Origin of the sequence: uncultured Jatrophihabitans sp., assembly GCF_964251945.1 — a bacterium.
In the GTDB taxonomy this organism is placed as follows: Bacteria; Actinomycetota; Actinomycetes; order Mycobacteriales; family Jatrophihabitantaceae; genus Jatrophihabitans.
In genome coordinates, this window is sequence record NZ_CAXULP010000007.1 from 115846 (window position 1) to 130660 (window position 14815).

At 71.7% G+C, this 14815-nt stretch carries 13 protein-coding genes and 1 pseudogene; 10 read left to right on the forward strand and 4 right to left on the reverse strand.

What is annotated here, in order from left to right; genetic code table 11:
• Nucleotide 1 precedes the first annotated feature (1 nt).
• From ACFFBG_RS14530 to ACFFBG_RS14545, 4 genes are all read left to right on the forward strand, one after another.
• A complete protein-coding gene (locus ACFFBG_RS14530; RefSeq protein ID WP_375479921.1) occupies nucleotides 2–766 on the forward strand; it encodes a lysophospholipid acyltransferase family protein in 765 nt (254 codons plus the stop codon).
• Nucleotides 767–776: 10 nt separating this feature from the next.
• Nucleotides 777–1796 (forward strand): NAD(P)H-dependent glycerol-3-phosphate dehydrogenase, encoded by a 1020-nt coding sequence (locus tag ACFFBG_RS14535; protein WP_375479923.1) that lies wholly within the window; start codon nucleotides 777–779, stop codon nucleotides 1794–1796.
• A 22-nt stretch (nucleotides 1797–1818) separates the two neighbouring features.
• Nucleotides 1819–2904 carry a D-alanine--D-alanine ligase family protein gene (locus ACFFBG_RS14540; RefSeq protein WP_375479925.1) on the forward strand — a complete coding sequence of 362 codons (1086 nt, stop codon included), beginning with the start codon at nucleotides 1819–1821 and terminating at the stop codon, nucleotides 2902–2904.
• Nucleotides 2905–3302: 398 nt separating this feature from the next.
• On the forward strand, nucleotides 3303–5468 hold the full coding sequence (locus ACFFBG_RS14545) for a DEAD/DEAH box helicase (protein WP_375479927.1): 2166 nt from the start codon (nucleotides 3303–3305) through the stop codon (nucleotides 5466–5468).
• Between the two features lie 55 nt (nucleotides 5469–5523).
• On the opposite strand, the gene ACFFBG_RS14550 is transcribed toward ACFFBG_RS14545, so the two are convergent.
• Nucleotides 5524–5973, reverse strand: a complete 450-nt coding sequence (locus ACFFBG_RS14550; RefSeq protein ID WP_375479929.1) for a nitroreductase/quinone reductase family protein — start codon at nucleotides 5971–5973, stop codon at nucleotides 5524–5526.
• A gap of 168 nt (nucleotides 5974–6141) precedes the next feature.
• Between ACFFBG_RS14550 and ACFFBG_RS14555 the strand changes: the two genes are divergently transcribed.
• Nucleotides 6142–6519 (forward strand): iron chaperone, encoded by a 378-nt coding sequence (locus ACFFBG_RS14555; RefSeq protein WP_375480047.1) that lies wholly within the window; start codon nucleotides 6142–6144, stop codon nucleotides 6517–6519.
• Between the two features lie 30 nt (nucleotides 6520–6549).
• On the opposite strand, the gene ACFFBG_RS14560 is transcribed toward ACFFBG_RS14555, so the two are convergent.
• Nucleotides 6550–6954, reverse strand: coding sequence for a DUF6855 family protein (locus ACFFBG_RS14560; protein WP_375479931.1), 405 nt, complete (start codon nucleotides 6952–6954; stop codon nucleotides 6550–6552).
• A gap of 49 nt (nucleotides 6955–7003) precedes the next feature.
• Here ACFFBG_RS14560 and ACFFBG_RS14565 point away from each other — a divergent pair, with 49 nt between their 5' ends.
• Entirely contained in the window at nucleotides 7004–8134 is a 1131-nt protein-coding gene (locus tag ACFFBG_RS14565) for a Gfo/Idh/MocA family protein (RefSeq protein WP_375479933.1), read from the forward strand.
• A gap of 69 nt (nucleotides 8135–8203) precedes the next feature.
• On the opposite strand, the gene ACFFBG_RS14570 is transcribed toward ACFFBG_RS14565, so the two are convergent.
• Nucleotides 8204–9091, reverse strand: coding sequence for a helix-turn-helix domain-containing protein (locus ACFFBG_RS14570; RefSeq protein WP_375479935.1), 888 nt, complete (start codon nucleotides 9089–9091; stop codon nucleotides 8204–8206).
• A gap of 142 nt (nucleotides 9092–9233) precedes the next feature.
• Here ACFFBG_RS14570 and ACFFBG_RS14575 point away from each other — a divergent pair, with 142 nt between their 5' ends.
• On the forward strand, nucleotides 9234–9974 hold the full coding sequence (locus ACFFBG_RS14575; protein WP_375479937.1) for an SDR family oxidoreductase: 741 nt from the start codon (nucleotides 9234–9236) through the stop codon (nucleotides 9972–9974).
• 47 nt (nucleotides 9975–10021) lie between these two features.
• Nucleotides 10022–12544: pseudogene (gene hrpB / locus ACFFBG_RS14580) on the forward strand (ATP-dependent helicase HrpB); the annotation flags it as partial.
• Between the two features lie 59 nt (nucleotides 12545–12603).
• On the opposite strand, the gene ACFFBG_RS14585 reads toward hrpB, so the two are convergent.
• The gene (locus ACFFBG_RS14585) at nucleotides 12604–12960 is read right to left on the reverse strand and encodes a MarR family winged helix-turn-helix transcriptional regulator (protein WP_375480049.1); all 357 of its coding nucleotides are present in this window, start codon (nucleotides 12958–12960) and stop codon (nucleotides 12604–12606) included.
• Here ACFFBG_RS14585 and ACFFBG_RS14590 point away from each other — a divergent pair.
• Nucleotides 12892–13080 (forward strand): hypothetical protein, encoded by a 189-nt coding sequence (locus ACFFBG_RS14590; protein WP_375480068.1) that lies wholly within the window; start codon nucleotides 12892–12894, stop codon nucleotides 13078–13080. The two genes, ACFFBG_RS14585 and ACFFBG_RS14590, sit on opposite strands and share 69 nt — an antisense overlap.
• A gap of 158 nt (nucleotides 13081–13238) precedes the next feature.
• Complete coding sequence (locus ACFFBG_RS14595) at nucleotides 13239–14753, forward strand: MFS transporter (RefSeq protein ID WP_375479939.1); 1515 nt, start codon at nucleotides 13239–13241, stop codon at nucleotides 14751–14753.
• Nucleotides 14754–14815: the final 62 nt, after the last annotated feature.

The following is a 14815-nucleotide window of genomic DNA, read 5'->3' on the forward strand; positions in this document are numbered from 1 at the left end:
GGTGGCGAGGATCCAGCGCCTGCGAAAGCGCGGATACGGCGAGAAGCTCGGACCGGGTTGGCGGTTCGTCCGCACCGTCCTCTACCGGCCGTTCGTCACCCTCTTCCGGCTCGAGTACCGGCACATCGAGCGCATCCCGCAGCAGGGGCCGGTGATCGTCGTGCTGAACCACGTCTCGCACGTCGACCCGTTCCTCGCAGCGGCGTTCTTGCTCGACGCCGCCCGCACCCCGCTGTTCCTCGCCAAGGAGTCGATCTTCGAAGTGCCGGTGATCGGCCCCGCAATGCGCTGGATGGGCCACATTCCGGTGCGCCGCGGGACGACCGACGCCCGCCAGTCGCTGGCCGCCGCGGTGGCTGCCCTGGAGCGCGGCGGGGCGATCGTGCTGCATCCGGAGGGCACCGTCACCCGCGATCCGGATGGCTGGCCGATGAACGGCAAGACCGGCGCCGCCCGGCTGGTCGCGCTGGTGCCCGACGTCCCGGTGGTGCCGGTGACCCAGTGGGGGGTGCAGGAGCAGTTCGACCTCTACCGGAAGAAGATCAAGTTGATTCCGCGGCCGCGGCACGTCATCTCCGTGGGCGAGCCGATCGACCTCAGCGCGTTCCGCGATCGCGACCCGAGGCCGCAGATGCTGCGCGAGATGACCGACGTGATCATGCGCCGGTTGCGGGCCGATTTGGCCGAGCTGCGCGGCGTGCCCGCGCCGGAGGGCGACCTCTACCGCTGGACGCGGCGTGGCGAGAGCCCGGGCGACGCCGCATGAGGCCGCGTCCATGACCCGCGCGGCGGTGCTCGGCGCGGGCTCGTGGGGCACCACGTTCGCGAAGGTGCTCGTCGACGCCGGCAACGAGGTGACGCTGTGGGCGCGCCGGCCGGAGCTCGCGAAACTGATCAACGCCGAGCACGCCAACCCGGACTACCTGCCCGACATCGCGTTGCCGCCCGCGCTGGCCGCCACCCACGACGCGGCCGAGGCGCTCGACGGCGCCGACTTCGTGGCGATCGCGATCCCGTCCCAGTCGCTGCGGGAGAACCTGCTCGAGTGGACCGGCGACCTGCCGCGCGACGCGACGCTGATCAGCCTGATGAAGGGCGTCGAGTTGGGCAGCGCGAAGCGGATGAGCGAGGTGATCGCCGAGGTCGCGGGCGCGGCGGCGGAACAGATCGCGGTGGTCAGCGGGCCGAACCTGGCGCTGGAGATCGCGCAGGAGCAGCCGACCGCGACCGTCGTGGCATGCGTGGACGAAGCGCGTGCGGTGGCCGTGCAGGAACGCTGCGGCACCGGCTACTTCCGGCCGTACACGAACGTCGACGTTGTCGGCTGCGAACTCGGCGGCGCGGTGAAGAACGTGATCGCGCTGGCGTGCGGCATCGGGCAGGGCATGGGCTTCGGCGACAACTCGCTCGCCTCGATCATCACCCGGGGGTTGTCCGAGACGGCCCGGCTCGGCGCCTGCCTCGGGGCGGACCCGCTGACGTTCGCCGGGCTGGCCGGGCTAGGCGATCTTGTCGCGACGTGCAACTCGCCGCTGTCGCGCAACCGCGGTTTCGGGGAGCGGCTGGGCCGTGGCGAGTCGCTGGAGCAGGCGCAGGCCGCGACGCACGGCCAGGTGGCCGAGGGCGTCAAGTCGTGCCGGTCGGTGCTCGACCTCGCCCGCCGGCACGACGTCGAGGTGCCGATCACCGCGGCCGTCGAGGCCGTCTGCTTCGGCCATATGACCCCGGCCCACATGGTCGAGCTGCTGATGTCGCGGTCGATGAAATCGGAAGTCCGCCCGGCGGCGTCCCGGTAGGGTCCCCAGGCGTGACGGCGACGTGACGGAGGGGCAGCGGATCCGGGTGGCCGTCGTCTACGGCGGCCGCAGCAGCGAGCACGGGGTGTCGGTCGTGTCGGCTGGCAGCGTGCTCGCCGCGCTTGACCCGCAGCGGTACGAGGTCGTCGCCGTCGGCATCGCGCCGAGCGGGCAGTGGCTGCTGACCGACGACTCGCCGGAGACGTTCGCGATCAGCGGCCGCACCCTGCCCGAGGTCGCGAAGGGCGCGGCCGTCGTGCTGCCCGCCGACCCCACCACGGCGTCGTTGTTGAGCGTCGAGCCGGGCCTGGCCGCGCAGGCGCTGCAGTCCGTCGACGTCGTGTTCCCGGTGCTGCACGGGCGGTTCGGCGAGGACGGCACGATCCAGGGGCTGCTCGAGATGGCCGGCGTGCCCTACGTCGGGGCGGGCGTCTTCGCCAGCGCCGCCGGGATGGACAAGGAGCACTCGAAGATCCTGCTGCGCGCCGCCGGTTTGGACGCAGGCCGCTTCGCGGTGCTGCGCCGCGACCGCCCGTGGTCGCAGGCGGATCTGCACCACCTCGGGCTGCCGGTGTTCGTCAAGCCGGCGCGGGCCGGGTCGAGCGTCGGCATCACGAAGGTCGATCGATGGGATCAGCTCGCGGACGCTGTCGAGCTGGCGTTTCAGCACGACACGAAGGCGCTGGTCGAGGCCGCCGTCGTCGGCCGCGAGGTCGAGTGCGGCGTGCTCGAGGACGCCGACGGCCGGCCCCAGGCGAGTCTGCCGGCGGAGATCCGGCTGCTGCCCGGCCACGACTGGTACGACTTCGAGGCCAAGTACCTCGACGACGCCTGCGAGTTCGACATCCCGCCGGACCTGCCCGACGACGTCGTGGAACGGGTGCAGGCGGCCGCCTGCTTGGCGTTCGAGGCGCTGGACTGCTCCGGGTTGGCGCGGGTCGACTTCTTCGTCACGCCGGACGAGCGGGTGGTCGTCAACGAGATCAACACGATGCCGGGGTTCACGCCGATCTCGATGTACCCCCGGATGTGGGCGGCGACCGGCGTCGACTATCCGACCTTGGTGGACAGGCTGATCGCGGCCGCCCTGCGCCGCGGCGCGTCCTGAGCGACCCGGCCATGTCGCTGTCATGCCCTGCGAGCGCCATAGCGCGCAGCGGGCATGACAGCGGGCCGCTGCCGAACTGCGGCGGCGTCTTCTGTGCTTGGCGAAGCGCTGCACATACCCGGGCGGCGCTAACATAGGTCCGCACCGCCCTCTCAAGGCGGGACGCTGCTCGGCTTGCGACGACCTCCGGTGTTTGGTCGTCGACGCGCCCGTCAACCGGCGGTTCAGGCGCGCGAGCAGTGGGCGGGCCGTCAGGTCCGCCGGTGCCGTTCTCGTGAAGTTCGGTCGGGTTCGTGGCGTCTGCGGCACCGGCCCCAGGGCAGTTCTGGGGACGTCCAGCGGGCGGGCGTGCAGGGTTTTCGCTCGGCCACCGCGCCGGGCGTGCAGAGGAGGAGTTTGTGGCTCAACCAGGCCGGCGTCCCACGGGCGCTCGCCGCAGCGCTTCGCCGAAACAGCGACGCGGGCCCGAGGACGTCATCGCGATGCTGGCCCGCGCCGTCCGCGAGGTGGAGGCGGCCGTCGAGCGTCGCCGTGTGACGCCCGCGGTGCGCACGAAGTTCCAGGTCATCGCACTGCTCGTGCGCGAGGAGAATGCCCGCGTCCGGGGCGAGCTTGCCAGCAGCCAGACCCACCGGGCCGAACAGCTGAAGCGTCTGGACGGAATCGCGACCATCCTCGCGAAGACCGCCGTGCGCGACCCCGCACTCCTCGCCCTGCTCGCAGAAGGCGCGTCAGTCTCCGACGCGGCCCGCTCACTCAAGCGAGAGATGCTGAGGTCGGCAGGCATCGAGCCACCCCCGGAGGAGGCCGCGCCGACGGCGCCTGCCGCCGCTCCTGCCGGCGCCGAGCGTCGGGTCGTGCCCCGGTCGGTCGTCTCCCGACAGCTCACCGCCACCTTTCTGGCCCCGGACTTCTCCTCGGCCCAGCCGAGCACGGTCCGGCCGCGCCGCCTGGCCGGCTGGGAGCTGCTCAACCCGTTGCTCAGCTCGTTCGAACGCGCCGACAGCGGCGCCCCGGCGTGCATGCGCCTTCCGCCGCCGGCTTTTCTGCGCGTGCCGGGCAACCGGGAGCTGATGCCCCATCAGGCTCAGCTGATCGCCGCCGCCGCGGCCGGTCACCGGACCTTCCTGCTCGCCGACGAGCCCGGCCTGGGCAAGACCGCGGAGGCGCTGCTCGCCGCGGAGGCCGCGAACGCCTATCCGCTGCTGGTGATCGTGCCGAGCGTCGTGAAGATCAACTGGGCGCGCGAGGCCGAGCTGTGGACGCCGAACCGCTCGACCACCGTGGTCCACGGCAACGGCGACACGGTCGACGGCTTCGCCAACATCGTGGTGGTCAACTACGAGGTGCTCGACCGGCACGTGGGGTGGTTCGGCGAGTTCGGCTTCCGCGGCATGGTCGTGGACGAGGCGCACTTCATCAAGAACAAGAGCTCCCAACGCTCGCAGCACGTGCTGGAGCTCTCCGAGCGCATCCGGTCGCGGACCACGCGGCCCTTGCTGATGGCCCTCACCGGCACCCCGCTGATCAACGACATCGAGGACTTCCGCGCCATCTGGCAGTTCCTCGGCTGGATCGACGAGAGCGAGCCGCGTCCCGAGCTGCTGGACGCCCTCGAGGAGACCGGCCTGACCCCTGCCGACCCGGGGTTCTACGCCGCCGCCCGTCAGCGCGTGATCGACCTCGGCATCGTCCGTCGCCGCAAGGTCGACGTGGCCGCCGACATCCCCGCCCGCCGCATCGCCGACCTGCCCGTCGAGCTCGACGACAAGGCGGCGCGTTCGATCCGGGCGGCAGAGCGCGACCTCGCTCGCCGGCTGGTGGCCCGGTATGAGACCGCGCTGGCGAATCGCCGGACCGGCGCCGTCGGGGGCGCCGGTGTCGACGGCATCGACGCTGGCATCGACAACGACCTCGTGCGCAAGGTGGCCGCCTGGGAGCAGAAGGACGCGGGCACCAAGGAAAGCGGCGAGAACGTGTTCAGCATGATGCGCCGCATCGGCCAGGCGAAGGCCGGCCTGGCCGCCGACTACGCGGCGCAGCTCGCGCGAAGCGCCGGCAAGGTCGTCTTCTTCGCCAAGCACGTCGACGTCATGGACGTCGCAGAGGCGGCCTTCGCCAAGCAGGGGATGCGGTTCTCCTCGATCCGGGGCGATCAGACGCCGACGTCGCGGCAGAAGAACATCGACGCATTCGTGAACGACCCGGACGTCGCGGTCGCGGTCTGCTCGCTCACCGCGGCCGGCGTGGGCATCAACCTGCAGGTCGCGTCCAACATCGTGCTGGCCGAACTCTCCTGGACGGCCGCGGAGCAGACCCAGGCCATCGACCGCAGCCACCGCATCGGCCAGACCGAACCCGTCACCGCCTGGCGGATCATCGCCGCGCGGACCATCGAGGGCAAGATCGCCGAATTGATCGACAGCAAGGCTGGGCTCGCCGCGAGGGCGCTGGACGGCTCGGACGAGGAGGTCGGGGCCTCGGCGGACGTGCAGCACGAGGCGCTGGTCGCATTGCTGACGGACGCGCTGTCCGGACGGTCGCAGGACCGGGCGGTCTCATAGCTCACGTTGTCCAGACGGGCGACCTCATGGAGGGGACCTGCTGGCGGGTCGAAGCTCAGTCCAGGACGAAGACCGGGTGCTTGGCCGCGATCGCGGCGATCTGCTCGTCTGAGGATTCCGCGTCGACGCCGTCGAAGAACGCGCCGACCTCCGCTTTCCACCTAGCCAGATAGGCGCGCAAGACCGGCACCTTGTCTGCGTCGGCCAATTCGGTCGCCTGGCGTTGGTCGCGACGCCTGCCGAGCAGCAGCGTCAGACTGCCGCCGGCGGCGCGCACATTGCGGACCCACGAGCCGACCCCACGCGCAGACACCAGGTAGTCCCGCCCATCGTGGCGCAGCAGGTTGACTGGCACGCGCCGCGGTTCACCGCTCGTGCGGCCGGCCACTTCGAGGACGCGACTGCCCCATACGCTCACGCCCAGTCGGGTCAGCGCGGCAACGGCGCGATTCGCGACATTGCGAGTGAGCCAGCCTGGCTTGCGGTAGTGCGCCTGATCGGGCATCAGCGGAGTTTCGGATGCTGGTCGCTCATGGCAGGCAGCCTAATAGTCCGTCATAGCGAACCTCGTGCTGCTTCATCGTCTAAGTGTCGGGGAGGGCGAGGAGCAGCAGGAGATAGCCCACGCCATCCGTGCGGAGTGCGACGAGGAGCGCCCGATAGGTTGGGCGCCATGCCGATGCCGAAGCGGGCAAGCGTCGACGACTTCTTCGCGCAATTGACCGAGACCCAGCGACCGCACCTCGAAGCGCTCAGGCAGCTGAGCCGCGACGCCGATCCGGCGGCGCGGGAGGAGTTGAAGTGGAACCTCCCGGTGTACGTCCGCGGGGACAAGGCGAACATGTGGATGCTGCAGAACTTCAAGAATCATTGCTCGCTGCGCTTCTCGCCGCCGTTCTTCGCCACGCAGAAGGCTGCGGTGGAGGCCGCCGGTTACGAGGCTGGTGAGGGGTTCATCAAGCTCCCCTATGACCGCGAATTGCCGACCGAGCTCTTGACGGCGCTGATGAAGGCGCGGGTCGAGGACTACGAGGCGACGGGCACGGCCTAGCACAACCGCCGCGTCGGACCGGGCGCCGCGTCACTTCTTGGCGCGCACCTTGTTGCCGCGTGCCTCGTGGGTGAGTTCGGCGAGACCGAGGTGTTCGAGAAGGGGCGGCAGGTACATGCCGAATCGCCCGCGGTACCCCTTGCGCAAGCCGTACCACCCGCCGACGGGATTGTCCGGCGCGCGGCCGAATGCCTCGACCGTTCCCTCGGCCGCCGGCTTGTTCTCATCGTTAGCACCGAGTTCCACCCAGTCCTGCTCGGACAGCCAGTGGTGCAGGTCCTCGATCGCGCGGAGGTGGTACTTGAGCGTCGTCGAGCCCACTTGGCAGACGAGCGCCGGCGGGTCCGCCGTCTCGTCCCGCCACATCGCGTAGGTCGAACGGCCTGGAGCCGTGGTCAGCTGCCACGGATCGTCACTCGTGCCAGTCCCGGTCATCGCGATCCCATCTCGAGAGCAGCGCTCACATATGGCAGACGACTCTGCCATGAGCCTGTGGTCGGCGGCCCGCCACGTCGAGATCTTCCCGCTCCCGGTCCGAGGTCGCCTCGCCTGGCTCCACCAGGTGGCGGCTCGGCATGATGGCGGCATGACGTCGCTGCCCTCCTCCCGCATCCTCGATCCGCTCGACGCTCCGGCCATCCGGTGGGGCGTGCTGGCGCCCGGGGGCATCGCGCGGGATTGGACCGCCGCGCTGCACGCGACGACGGCGTCGCGGGTCGTGGCGGCCGGCTCACGCTCGCTCGAGCGGGCCCAGGCGTTCGCGGCCGAATTCGGCGTCGAACGGTCCCACGGCAGCTACGAAGCGCTCGTCGCCGACGGCGGGGTCGACGCCGTCTACGTCGCCAGCCCGCACTCCCAACACCACGAGCACGCGCTCCTGGCATTGGGCGCCGGAAAGCCGGTGCTGGTCGAGAAGGCGTTCACCCGTAACGGCGTCGAGGCGACGGCGGTCGTCGAAGCCGCCCGGGCAGCGGGTCTGCTCGCCGTCGAGGCGATGTGGACGCGGTTCCTGCCGCACATCGACGTCGTGCGCCGGTGCCTCGAGGACGGCGTGCTCGGCGAGGTCAAGGCGGTCGAGGCCGACCACGGCCAGCTGCTGTACCCCGACGGCCCGCGCCGCCTGGCCGATCCCGCGCTCGCCGGCGGCGCGCTGCTCGACCTCGCGATCTACCCGATCTCCTTCGCTCATTTGGCTCTCGGCGGGTTCACCGCCGTCCGAGCGACCGGGACGCTCGCCGAGACCGGCGTCGACGCGAGCGAGACCGTCGCCGTCACCGGAGCGCAGGGCGCGATCGGCACGCTCGCCTCGACGATGCTCGCGAAGACGCCGTGCTCGGCATCGATCTCGGGCGCCGCCGCCCGCCTCGAAATCGACGGCTGGTTCTACCGACCGAACACAGTGCGCCTGGTGGGCCTCGACGACCGCGAGATCGACCGCTACGAGCCGCCTAGCCGCGAGCACGGGCTGGCGTACGAGGCCGCCGAGTTCGCCCGGCTGCTGGCCGCGGGCAAGACCGAGTCCGACCTGCTGCCGCTGGACGAGACGCTGCGGATCATGCACGTGCTCGACGACGTCCGCGCGCAACTCGGCGTCCGCTTCCCCGGCGAGAGGTAGTACTGCTGCGCCAGGGCGTGTCGCTCATCGCCTTCCGGTGAATCGACGCTTCCACGCGCCCGTTCCGAGCTAGGCCTCTCGGCTCGGCAGTCTCCCGCTCGTGCGCGCTGGCAGCCGGTCGTGGGACGCGTCGCCGTTCGCGGCAGACGTGGCCAGCGACGCCAGCACGCGCAGCTTCTCGGCGCTGTCGCTGCCGATGTCGGGGTAGTACAACACGAGCGTCAGGTCGCCGACCGGGAGCTTGTCGCGGTGCAGTCGAAGCTCGCCGACGACAGGGTGGTTGACGACGGTCGTGCCTCCCGCGAGTTGGCGGACGTCGTGGCGCGCCCAGAGCGCACGGAACCGAGCGCTGGCCAGCGAGAGTTCCCCGACGAGCTCGACGATGCGCGCGTCGTCGGTGTCCCTGCCGATGGACTTGCGGAACGAGCCCACGAATTCAGCTGTGGCCGCGTCCCAGTCCGCATGGAACTCACGTTCCTCGGGATCGAGCATCAAGGACCGCAACCGGTTCTCGCCTGGTCGCAGCCGGGGCGAGAGGGCGAGCGCGAGCGGGTTCGACGCGAGCACGTCGAGCGCCCGGCCTTCGATGAACGCCGGCACCTCGAGGGCGGCCAGCAGATGACGCAACCGGGCGGGCACCCGCTCGGGCCGCTTGCGGGGGCGCGCTCGGCGCGACGGCTCGGCGAGGTCGAGCAAGTACTGATGTTCGACGTCGTCGAGACGCAGGACACGCGCAAGCGCGGCAAGCACCTGCGCAGACGGGTTCTTGTCGCGCCCACGCTCCAGGCGCAGGTAGTAGTCGGCGCTGATCCCGGCCAGCATGGCGACCTCTTCGCGCCGCAACCCGGCGACCCGGCGGTTGGGCCCGGCCGGGATGCCAGCCTGCTCCGGCGTGACCAAGTCACGCCGGGCGCGTAGATAACGGCCCAGCCGATTCAGCTGCTCGTCGCGCTCCATCGCCTCGACGCTAGCCCGGCGCCTGCTGCTGACAGGGGGTCCTGCCACTCCCCGGATCGGCAGGGACCTTCCACCCTCCGGACAGCAGAGGGAGCCTTCGTGCTGACGATTCGACAGTTACCAAGAGCGATATGGAGCCATGGTGGAGATCACGAACCGCACAGTCCTCATTGTCGGCGGCACCTCGGGAATCGGGCGCGGACTCGCGCGGCGATTCGTGGCTGCCGGCAGCACCGTCATCGTCGGCGGCCGGCGTCCTGAGCCGCAGGACGGGCTCGAAACGGTCCGGATCGACGTCACCGACCCGGATTCGATCCTCCGCGCCCGCGACGAGGTGCTCGACGCGCACCCCGACCTCGACGTCATCGTCACGATGTCCGGCGTCATGCTCACCGAAGACCTGCGCGACCCCGCGCACATCGCCGCGACCGAGACGACGATCGCCACGAACCTCCTCGGCACGATCCGCGTCGTCGACGCCTTCACCCCGCATCTGCTGGCCCGTGGCGCCGGAACGATCCTCACGGTGAGCTCGGGGATCGCCTTCCTGCCGTTCCCGCTCATGCCCGCCTACGGCGCGTCGAAGGCCGGCGTGCACGCGTACACAGAATCGCTGCGGGCGCAGCTTGCCGGGACGGGCATCGAGGTGGCCGAACTCGTGCCGCCCGCCGTCGCCACTGCGGGCCAGGAGAAGGTCAACCCGGCGGCCCTGCCGCTCGACGCGTACCTCGACGAGGTCATCGAGCTGCTGGCGGCCGAGCCGACGGCCCGCGAAATCCTCGTCAAGGGCGTGCTCATGCACCGTTGGGCCGAGCGCGACGGCGAGTACGCCGAACTCCTGGCGCGGCGCTCGCAGGCGCTCAGCACGCTGCCCAACCGCTGAGGACACGGCCAGCCGTCGCCACTGCCTTCGGCATTAGCGTCGGGGGAGTGCCGTCGTTACTGCCGCCGCCCGATGTGCCCGGGGCCGACCTCCCGGTCCGGGCGGTGTTGCCGGAGACGGTCGCCGCGCTCCGCCGCACCGGCAAGGCGGTGCTCGTGTCCCCGCCCGGGTCGGGCAAGACGTCGCTGCTGCCGCTCGCGCTCGCCGACGCCTTCGACGGACGGATCCTCGTCGCCGAGCCGAGACGGATCGCCACCCGCGCCGCAGCCCGGCGGTTGGCCGAACTGCTCGGCGAGCATCCGGGCGGCCGGGTCGGCTACGCCATGCGCGGCGAGCGCGTGGGCGGGGCGAGCATGCGGATCGAGGTGGTGACGACCGGCCTGCTCGTCCAGCGCATGCAGCGCGATCCCGAACTGCCCGGTGTCGCCGCCGTGGTGATCGACGAGTGCCACGAGCGGCATCTGGACGCCGACCTCTTGCTGGCGTTCTGCGTCGACGTCCGCGCCACGCTGCGCGCCGACCTCGCGCTGGTGGCGACGTCGGCCACCCCCGACACGGCCGCGCTCACCCGCGCGCTCGACGCGCCGATTGTGAAGGCGAGTGCGGCGACGCATCCGGTGGATGTCGGCTGGGCGCCGCCGGCGCGTCCGTTGCCGCTGCTGCCGGGCTCCCGCGTCGACCCGCGGTTGCTCGACCACGTCGCGGGCGTCACGCGGCGCGCGCTCGACGCGGGCGATGGCGACGTGCTCGTCTTCGTGCCGGGCGAACGGGAGATCGCGATCCTCAGCCGGGCGCTCGACGGCGTGGACGCCGACGTCCGCCCGCTGTTCGGGCGGCAGTCGCGCGCCGAGCAGGACCTCGCGCTGACGCCCGGTCCGCGGCGCCGAATCGTCGTCACCACGTCGGTGGCCGAGAGCTCGTTGACCGTGCCCGGCGTGCGAGCGGTCGTGGACGCCGGGCTGGCCCGCGAGCCGCGCACCGACCAGGCCCGCGGACTCGGCGCGTTGATCACGACGCGGGTGTCGAAGGCGTCTGCCGACCAGCGCGCCGGCCGAGCCGGCCGCGAGGCGCCGGGCCGCGCCTACCGCTGCTGGTCGGCCGAGGAGCACGTCCACCTCGCCGCGCATGCGCTGCCGGAGATCGCGACCGCCGACCTCGCCGGGTTCGCGCTCACGACCGCGGCGTGGGGCGCGCCGGGCGGCGCCGGCCTGACCCTGCTCGACCCGCCGCCGGCCGCCGCCCTCGACGCCGCGACCGCGCTGCTGCGCCGACTCGACGCCACCGACGCCGACGGCCGCATCACCGATCGCGGTCGGCGGATGGCCGCTGTGGGCGCGCATCCGCGGCTGGCCCGCGCCGTGCTCGACGGCGCGGACCTCGTCGGCGCCGACCGGACGCGCGAGGTGGTCGCGCTGCTGTCCGACGACTCGCTGACCGGTCGAGGCGACGACCTGGCCGCTCGTTATCGCGAACTTCGCAAACTTCGCGACGGCCGTGACCGCACTGACCGCGACGGCCGCGACCGCGACGGCCGCGACCACGACGCCGCACGCCGGTGGCGGCAAGAGACGCGCCGGCTCGGCAGCGGCGGGCCGGCCCGCACCGCGATGCCCGATGACCTCGCGGTCGGCACCGTCGTCTCCCTCGCGTTCCCTGATCGGATCGCGCGGGCCCGCGGGGCGGACACGGTCACCTACCGGATGACCAGCGGCACCGGCGCGCAGCTCGCGGAATCCTCACCGCTGCGGCGCGCACCGTGGCTTGCGGTCGCCGTGGCCGACCGGCAGCCCGGCCGCGCCGACGCCCGGGTGCGGGTCGCGGCGCCGCTCGACGAGTCGACGGCCCGCGCCGTGGCCGCCGACCTGCTCGCCACGTCGGAGGAGATCGAGTGGGCTGACGGCGCCCTCGTCGCGCGCCGGATCGAACGCCTCGGCGCGATCGAGCTCTCGTCGGCGCCGCTACGCGAACCCGATCCGCTACGCGTGCGGACCGCCGTGCGCGAAGGGCTGCGCGCGCAGGGTCTTGACGCGCTGAATTGGACCAGCGCCGCGCGGGACCTGCGCGCCCGGCTCGGCTTCCTGCACGGGGTGCTCGGCGAGCCGTGGCCCGACGTCGAGGACGCCGCGCTGCTCGAGCGCCTGGACGAGTGGCTCGATCTGAGCGCGCTGCGGCGCGGCGCCGACCTGCATCGCATCGACGTGCACGCCGCACTGCGCCGGCTGCTGCCCTGGCCGGCGGCGACCCGCCTGGACGAGCTCGCGCCAGAACGAGTGCGGGTCCCGACCGGGTCGCGGGTCCGCGTCGCATACGACGGCGCCGAGCCGCCGGTGGTGGCGGTGAAGCTGCAGGAGGCCTTCGGATGGACGCAAACACCGACGCTCGCCGACGGGCGCGCGCCGGTTGTGCTGCACCTGCTGTCGCCCGCCGGCCGGATCGTCGGCATCACCGGCGACCTGGCGTCGTTCTGGCGGCAGGGCTACCCGCAGGCGCGCGCCGACCTGCGGGCGCGATACCCCAAGCACCCGTGGCCCGAGGACCCGCTCACCGCCGAGGCACGGTGCGCACCAACCGGCGCAGCTGACCAGTGTTCGGCATTCGGTGGACTCGGCGCCGGCGACACCCGGCCGCGTCAGCGTGCCGCGTTGGCCAGCGTCTCGCGGTCGGCGATGCGCGCTAGCAGGTTCAGCAGCAGGGCGCGGTCCTCGGCGGCCACGCCCTCCAGCGCTCGCGCCTCGGCGGCATCGCGGGCGGTCGCGAACTTGGCGTACACGCGCCGGCCCGCCGTCGTGATCTGCGGGATGCGCACCCGACGATCCGTCGGATCGACCGACCGGACGACGAGCTGGCGCTGCTCGAGACGGTCGAGCACGCTGATCAACGTCGTCTTGTCGACGCAGACGATCCGGCTCAGCTCCAATTGGGTGCGCTGCTGACCGTCGTCGAGGGCCGCGAGAACGAGCCAGTCGCGAACGTCGTTGAGGCCCATGTCCACCGCGGCCCGGTCGAGATCGACGGCCATCCGGTCGGCTGCGGCGTGCAGCAGGAACGTCAGGTCCACCGGGCGGAACAGGGCCGAACAGGGCGGCTCGGCCGACTCGTCAGCTGAGCGCCTGGATCCCACAAGTCCGCACCGTAGCGAGTCCGCAACATGTAGTCAACATTCGGATGACTAGAATTCGGATCGTCTTGACTCGGACGATCTGAGCTCGTAGGTTCCGTGCTGGACTCGAACCGCCAACACCCGATCGCATGAAGGATTCGCACATGAGCACGAGCAACCCCGACGCCTATTCCAGCGTCGACCCGCGTCGGTGGCTGGCGTTGGGCGTCATCGCCGTCGCCCAGCTGATGGTGGTGCTCGACGCCAGCATCGTGAACATCGCGCTGCCCTCGGCCCAGCGCTCGCTGCACATCTCCGACGCCAACCGGCAATGGGTGATCACCGCGTATGCGTTGGCGTTCGGCGGCCTGCTTCTTCTCGGCGGTCGGATCGCCGACTTCATCGGCCGCAAGCGGGCCTTCGTCATCGGCTTGCTCGGCTTCGGAGCGGCATCGGCCATCGGCGGCATCGCGCAGAACCAGGCCGAGCTGTTCGCGGCGCGCGGCCTGCAGGGGGCGTTCGCCGCGCTGATGGCGCCGGCCGCGCTCTCGCTGGTCACGATCACCTTCACCGAGCCGCGTGAGCGGGCGCGGGCGTTCGCGGTCTACGGCGGCATCTCCGGCGGCGGCGCGGCGCTCGGCCTGATCCTCGGCGGCGTGCTGACCGAATACGCGTCGTGGCGGTGGACCCTGCTCGTCAACACCCCCATCGCGATCGCGACCGCGATCGCCGGCCTGCTGGTCGTCCGCGAGAGCCGCGCCGAGGGCACGCCGCGTTACGACATCCCTGGCGTCATCACCAGCACGCTCGGGCTCGTCGCGCTCGTCTACGGCTTCACCAAGGCCAACGAGAGCGGTTGGTCCGCCACCAGCACGCTGGTCCTGCTCGGCGCAGCGGTGCTGCTGCTGATCGCGTTCGTCGTGATCGAGGCACACACCGCCGAGCCGCTGTTGCCGCCGCGCGTCTTCACCGAGCGCAACCGCGCTGGCGCCTTCGTCGTGTCGCTGCTGATCGGGCTCGCGTTGTTCGGCATGTTCTTGTTCCTCGTCTACTACCTGCAGGGCACGCTGCACTACTCGGCTGTGAAGTCCGGGCTGGCGTTCCTCCCGTTCAGCGGGGGCATCGTGGTCGCGGCGGCGATGGCGAGCGGGTTGCTCCCGCGTATCGGCCCACGGCCGCTGATGGCCGGTGGCACCGCTGCCGCCGCCCTCGGCATGGCCTGGTTCACCCAGATCGAGGTCGGCTCGAGCTTCGTCGCCCACGTGCTCCCCGCCGAGATCGTGATGAGCCTCGGCATGGGCTTCGCCTTCGTGGCGCTGTCCAGCACCGCGCTGATCGGCGTCGAGCCGCGAGACGCCGGCGTGGCGAGCGCGCTCGTCAACACCACCCAGCAGGTGGGCGGCTCGCTCGGGACCGCGCTGCTCAACACCATCGCCGCGTCGGCCACCGCCGGCTATCTCCGCAGCCGTGGCGCTGGCGGCGCCGACAGTGTCGCCGCGGGCGCAGTGCACGGCTACACCGTCGCCTTCACCTGGAGCCTCGGCGCGCTGGTCCTTGCCGTTGTCCTGTCGCTGGTCCTCGTGACCAAGCAGCGCCGCGCGCCGGTCACCGCCGAGCCGGCCAGCGGCAGCCGCGAGACGTCGTTCGAGCACGCCGAAGAACTCGGGGCGATCCGCTAGCGCGTGGCCCGTCCCGTTCGGCTCGTGCGCGACCCTGGTGCGGCGCGACGCGGTCGGGACGG

What these genes read in the sequence shown, in the direction of transcription:
- ACFFBG_RS14535 (WP_375479923.1), top strand. Translation starts at nt 777, where the DNA reads ATGACCCGCGCGGCGGTGCTCGGCGCGGGCTCGTGGGGCACCACGTTC.
- ACFFBG_RS14550 (WP_375479929.1), bottom strand. Translation starts at nt 5,973, where the DNA reads ATGCCCGATCAGGCGCACTACCGCAAGCCAGGCTGGCTCACTCGCAAT.
- ACFFBG_RS14555 (WP_375480047.1), top strand. Translation starts at nt 6,142, where the DNA reads ATGCCGATGCCGAAGCGGGCAAGCGTCGACGACTTCTTCGCGCAATTG.
- ACFFBG_RS14560 (WP_375479931.1), bottom strand. Translation starts at nt 6,954, where the DNA reads ATGACCGGGACTGGCACGAGTGACGATCCGTGGCAGCTGACCACGGCT.
- ACFFBG_RS14565 (WP_375479933.1), top strand. Translation starts at nt 7,004, where the DNA reads ATGAGCCTGTGGTCGGCGGCCCGCCACGTCGAGATCTTCCCGCTCCCG.
- ACFFBG_RS14570 (WP_375479935.1), bottom strand. Translation starts at nt 9,091, where the DNA reads ATGGAGCGCGACGAGCAGCTGAATCGGCTGGGCCGTTATCTACGCGCC.
- ACFFBG_RS14585 (WP_375480049.1), bottom strand. Translation starts at nt 12,960, where the DNA reads ATGGGCCTCAACGACGTTCGCGACTGGCTCGTTCTCGCGGCCCTCGAC.
- ACFFBG_RS14595 (WP_375479939.1), top strand. Translation starts at nt 13,239, where the DNA reads ATGAGCACGAGCAACCCCGACGCCTATTCCAGCGTCGACCCGCGTCGG.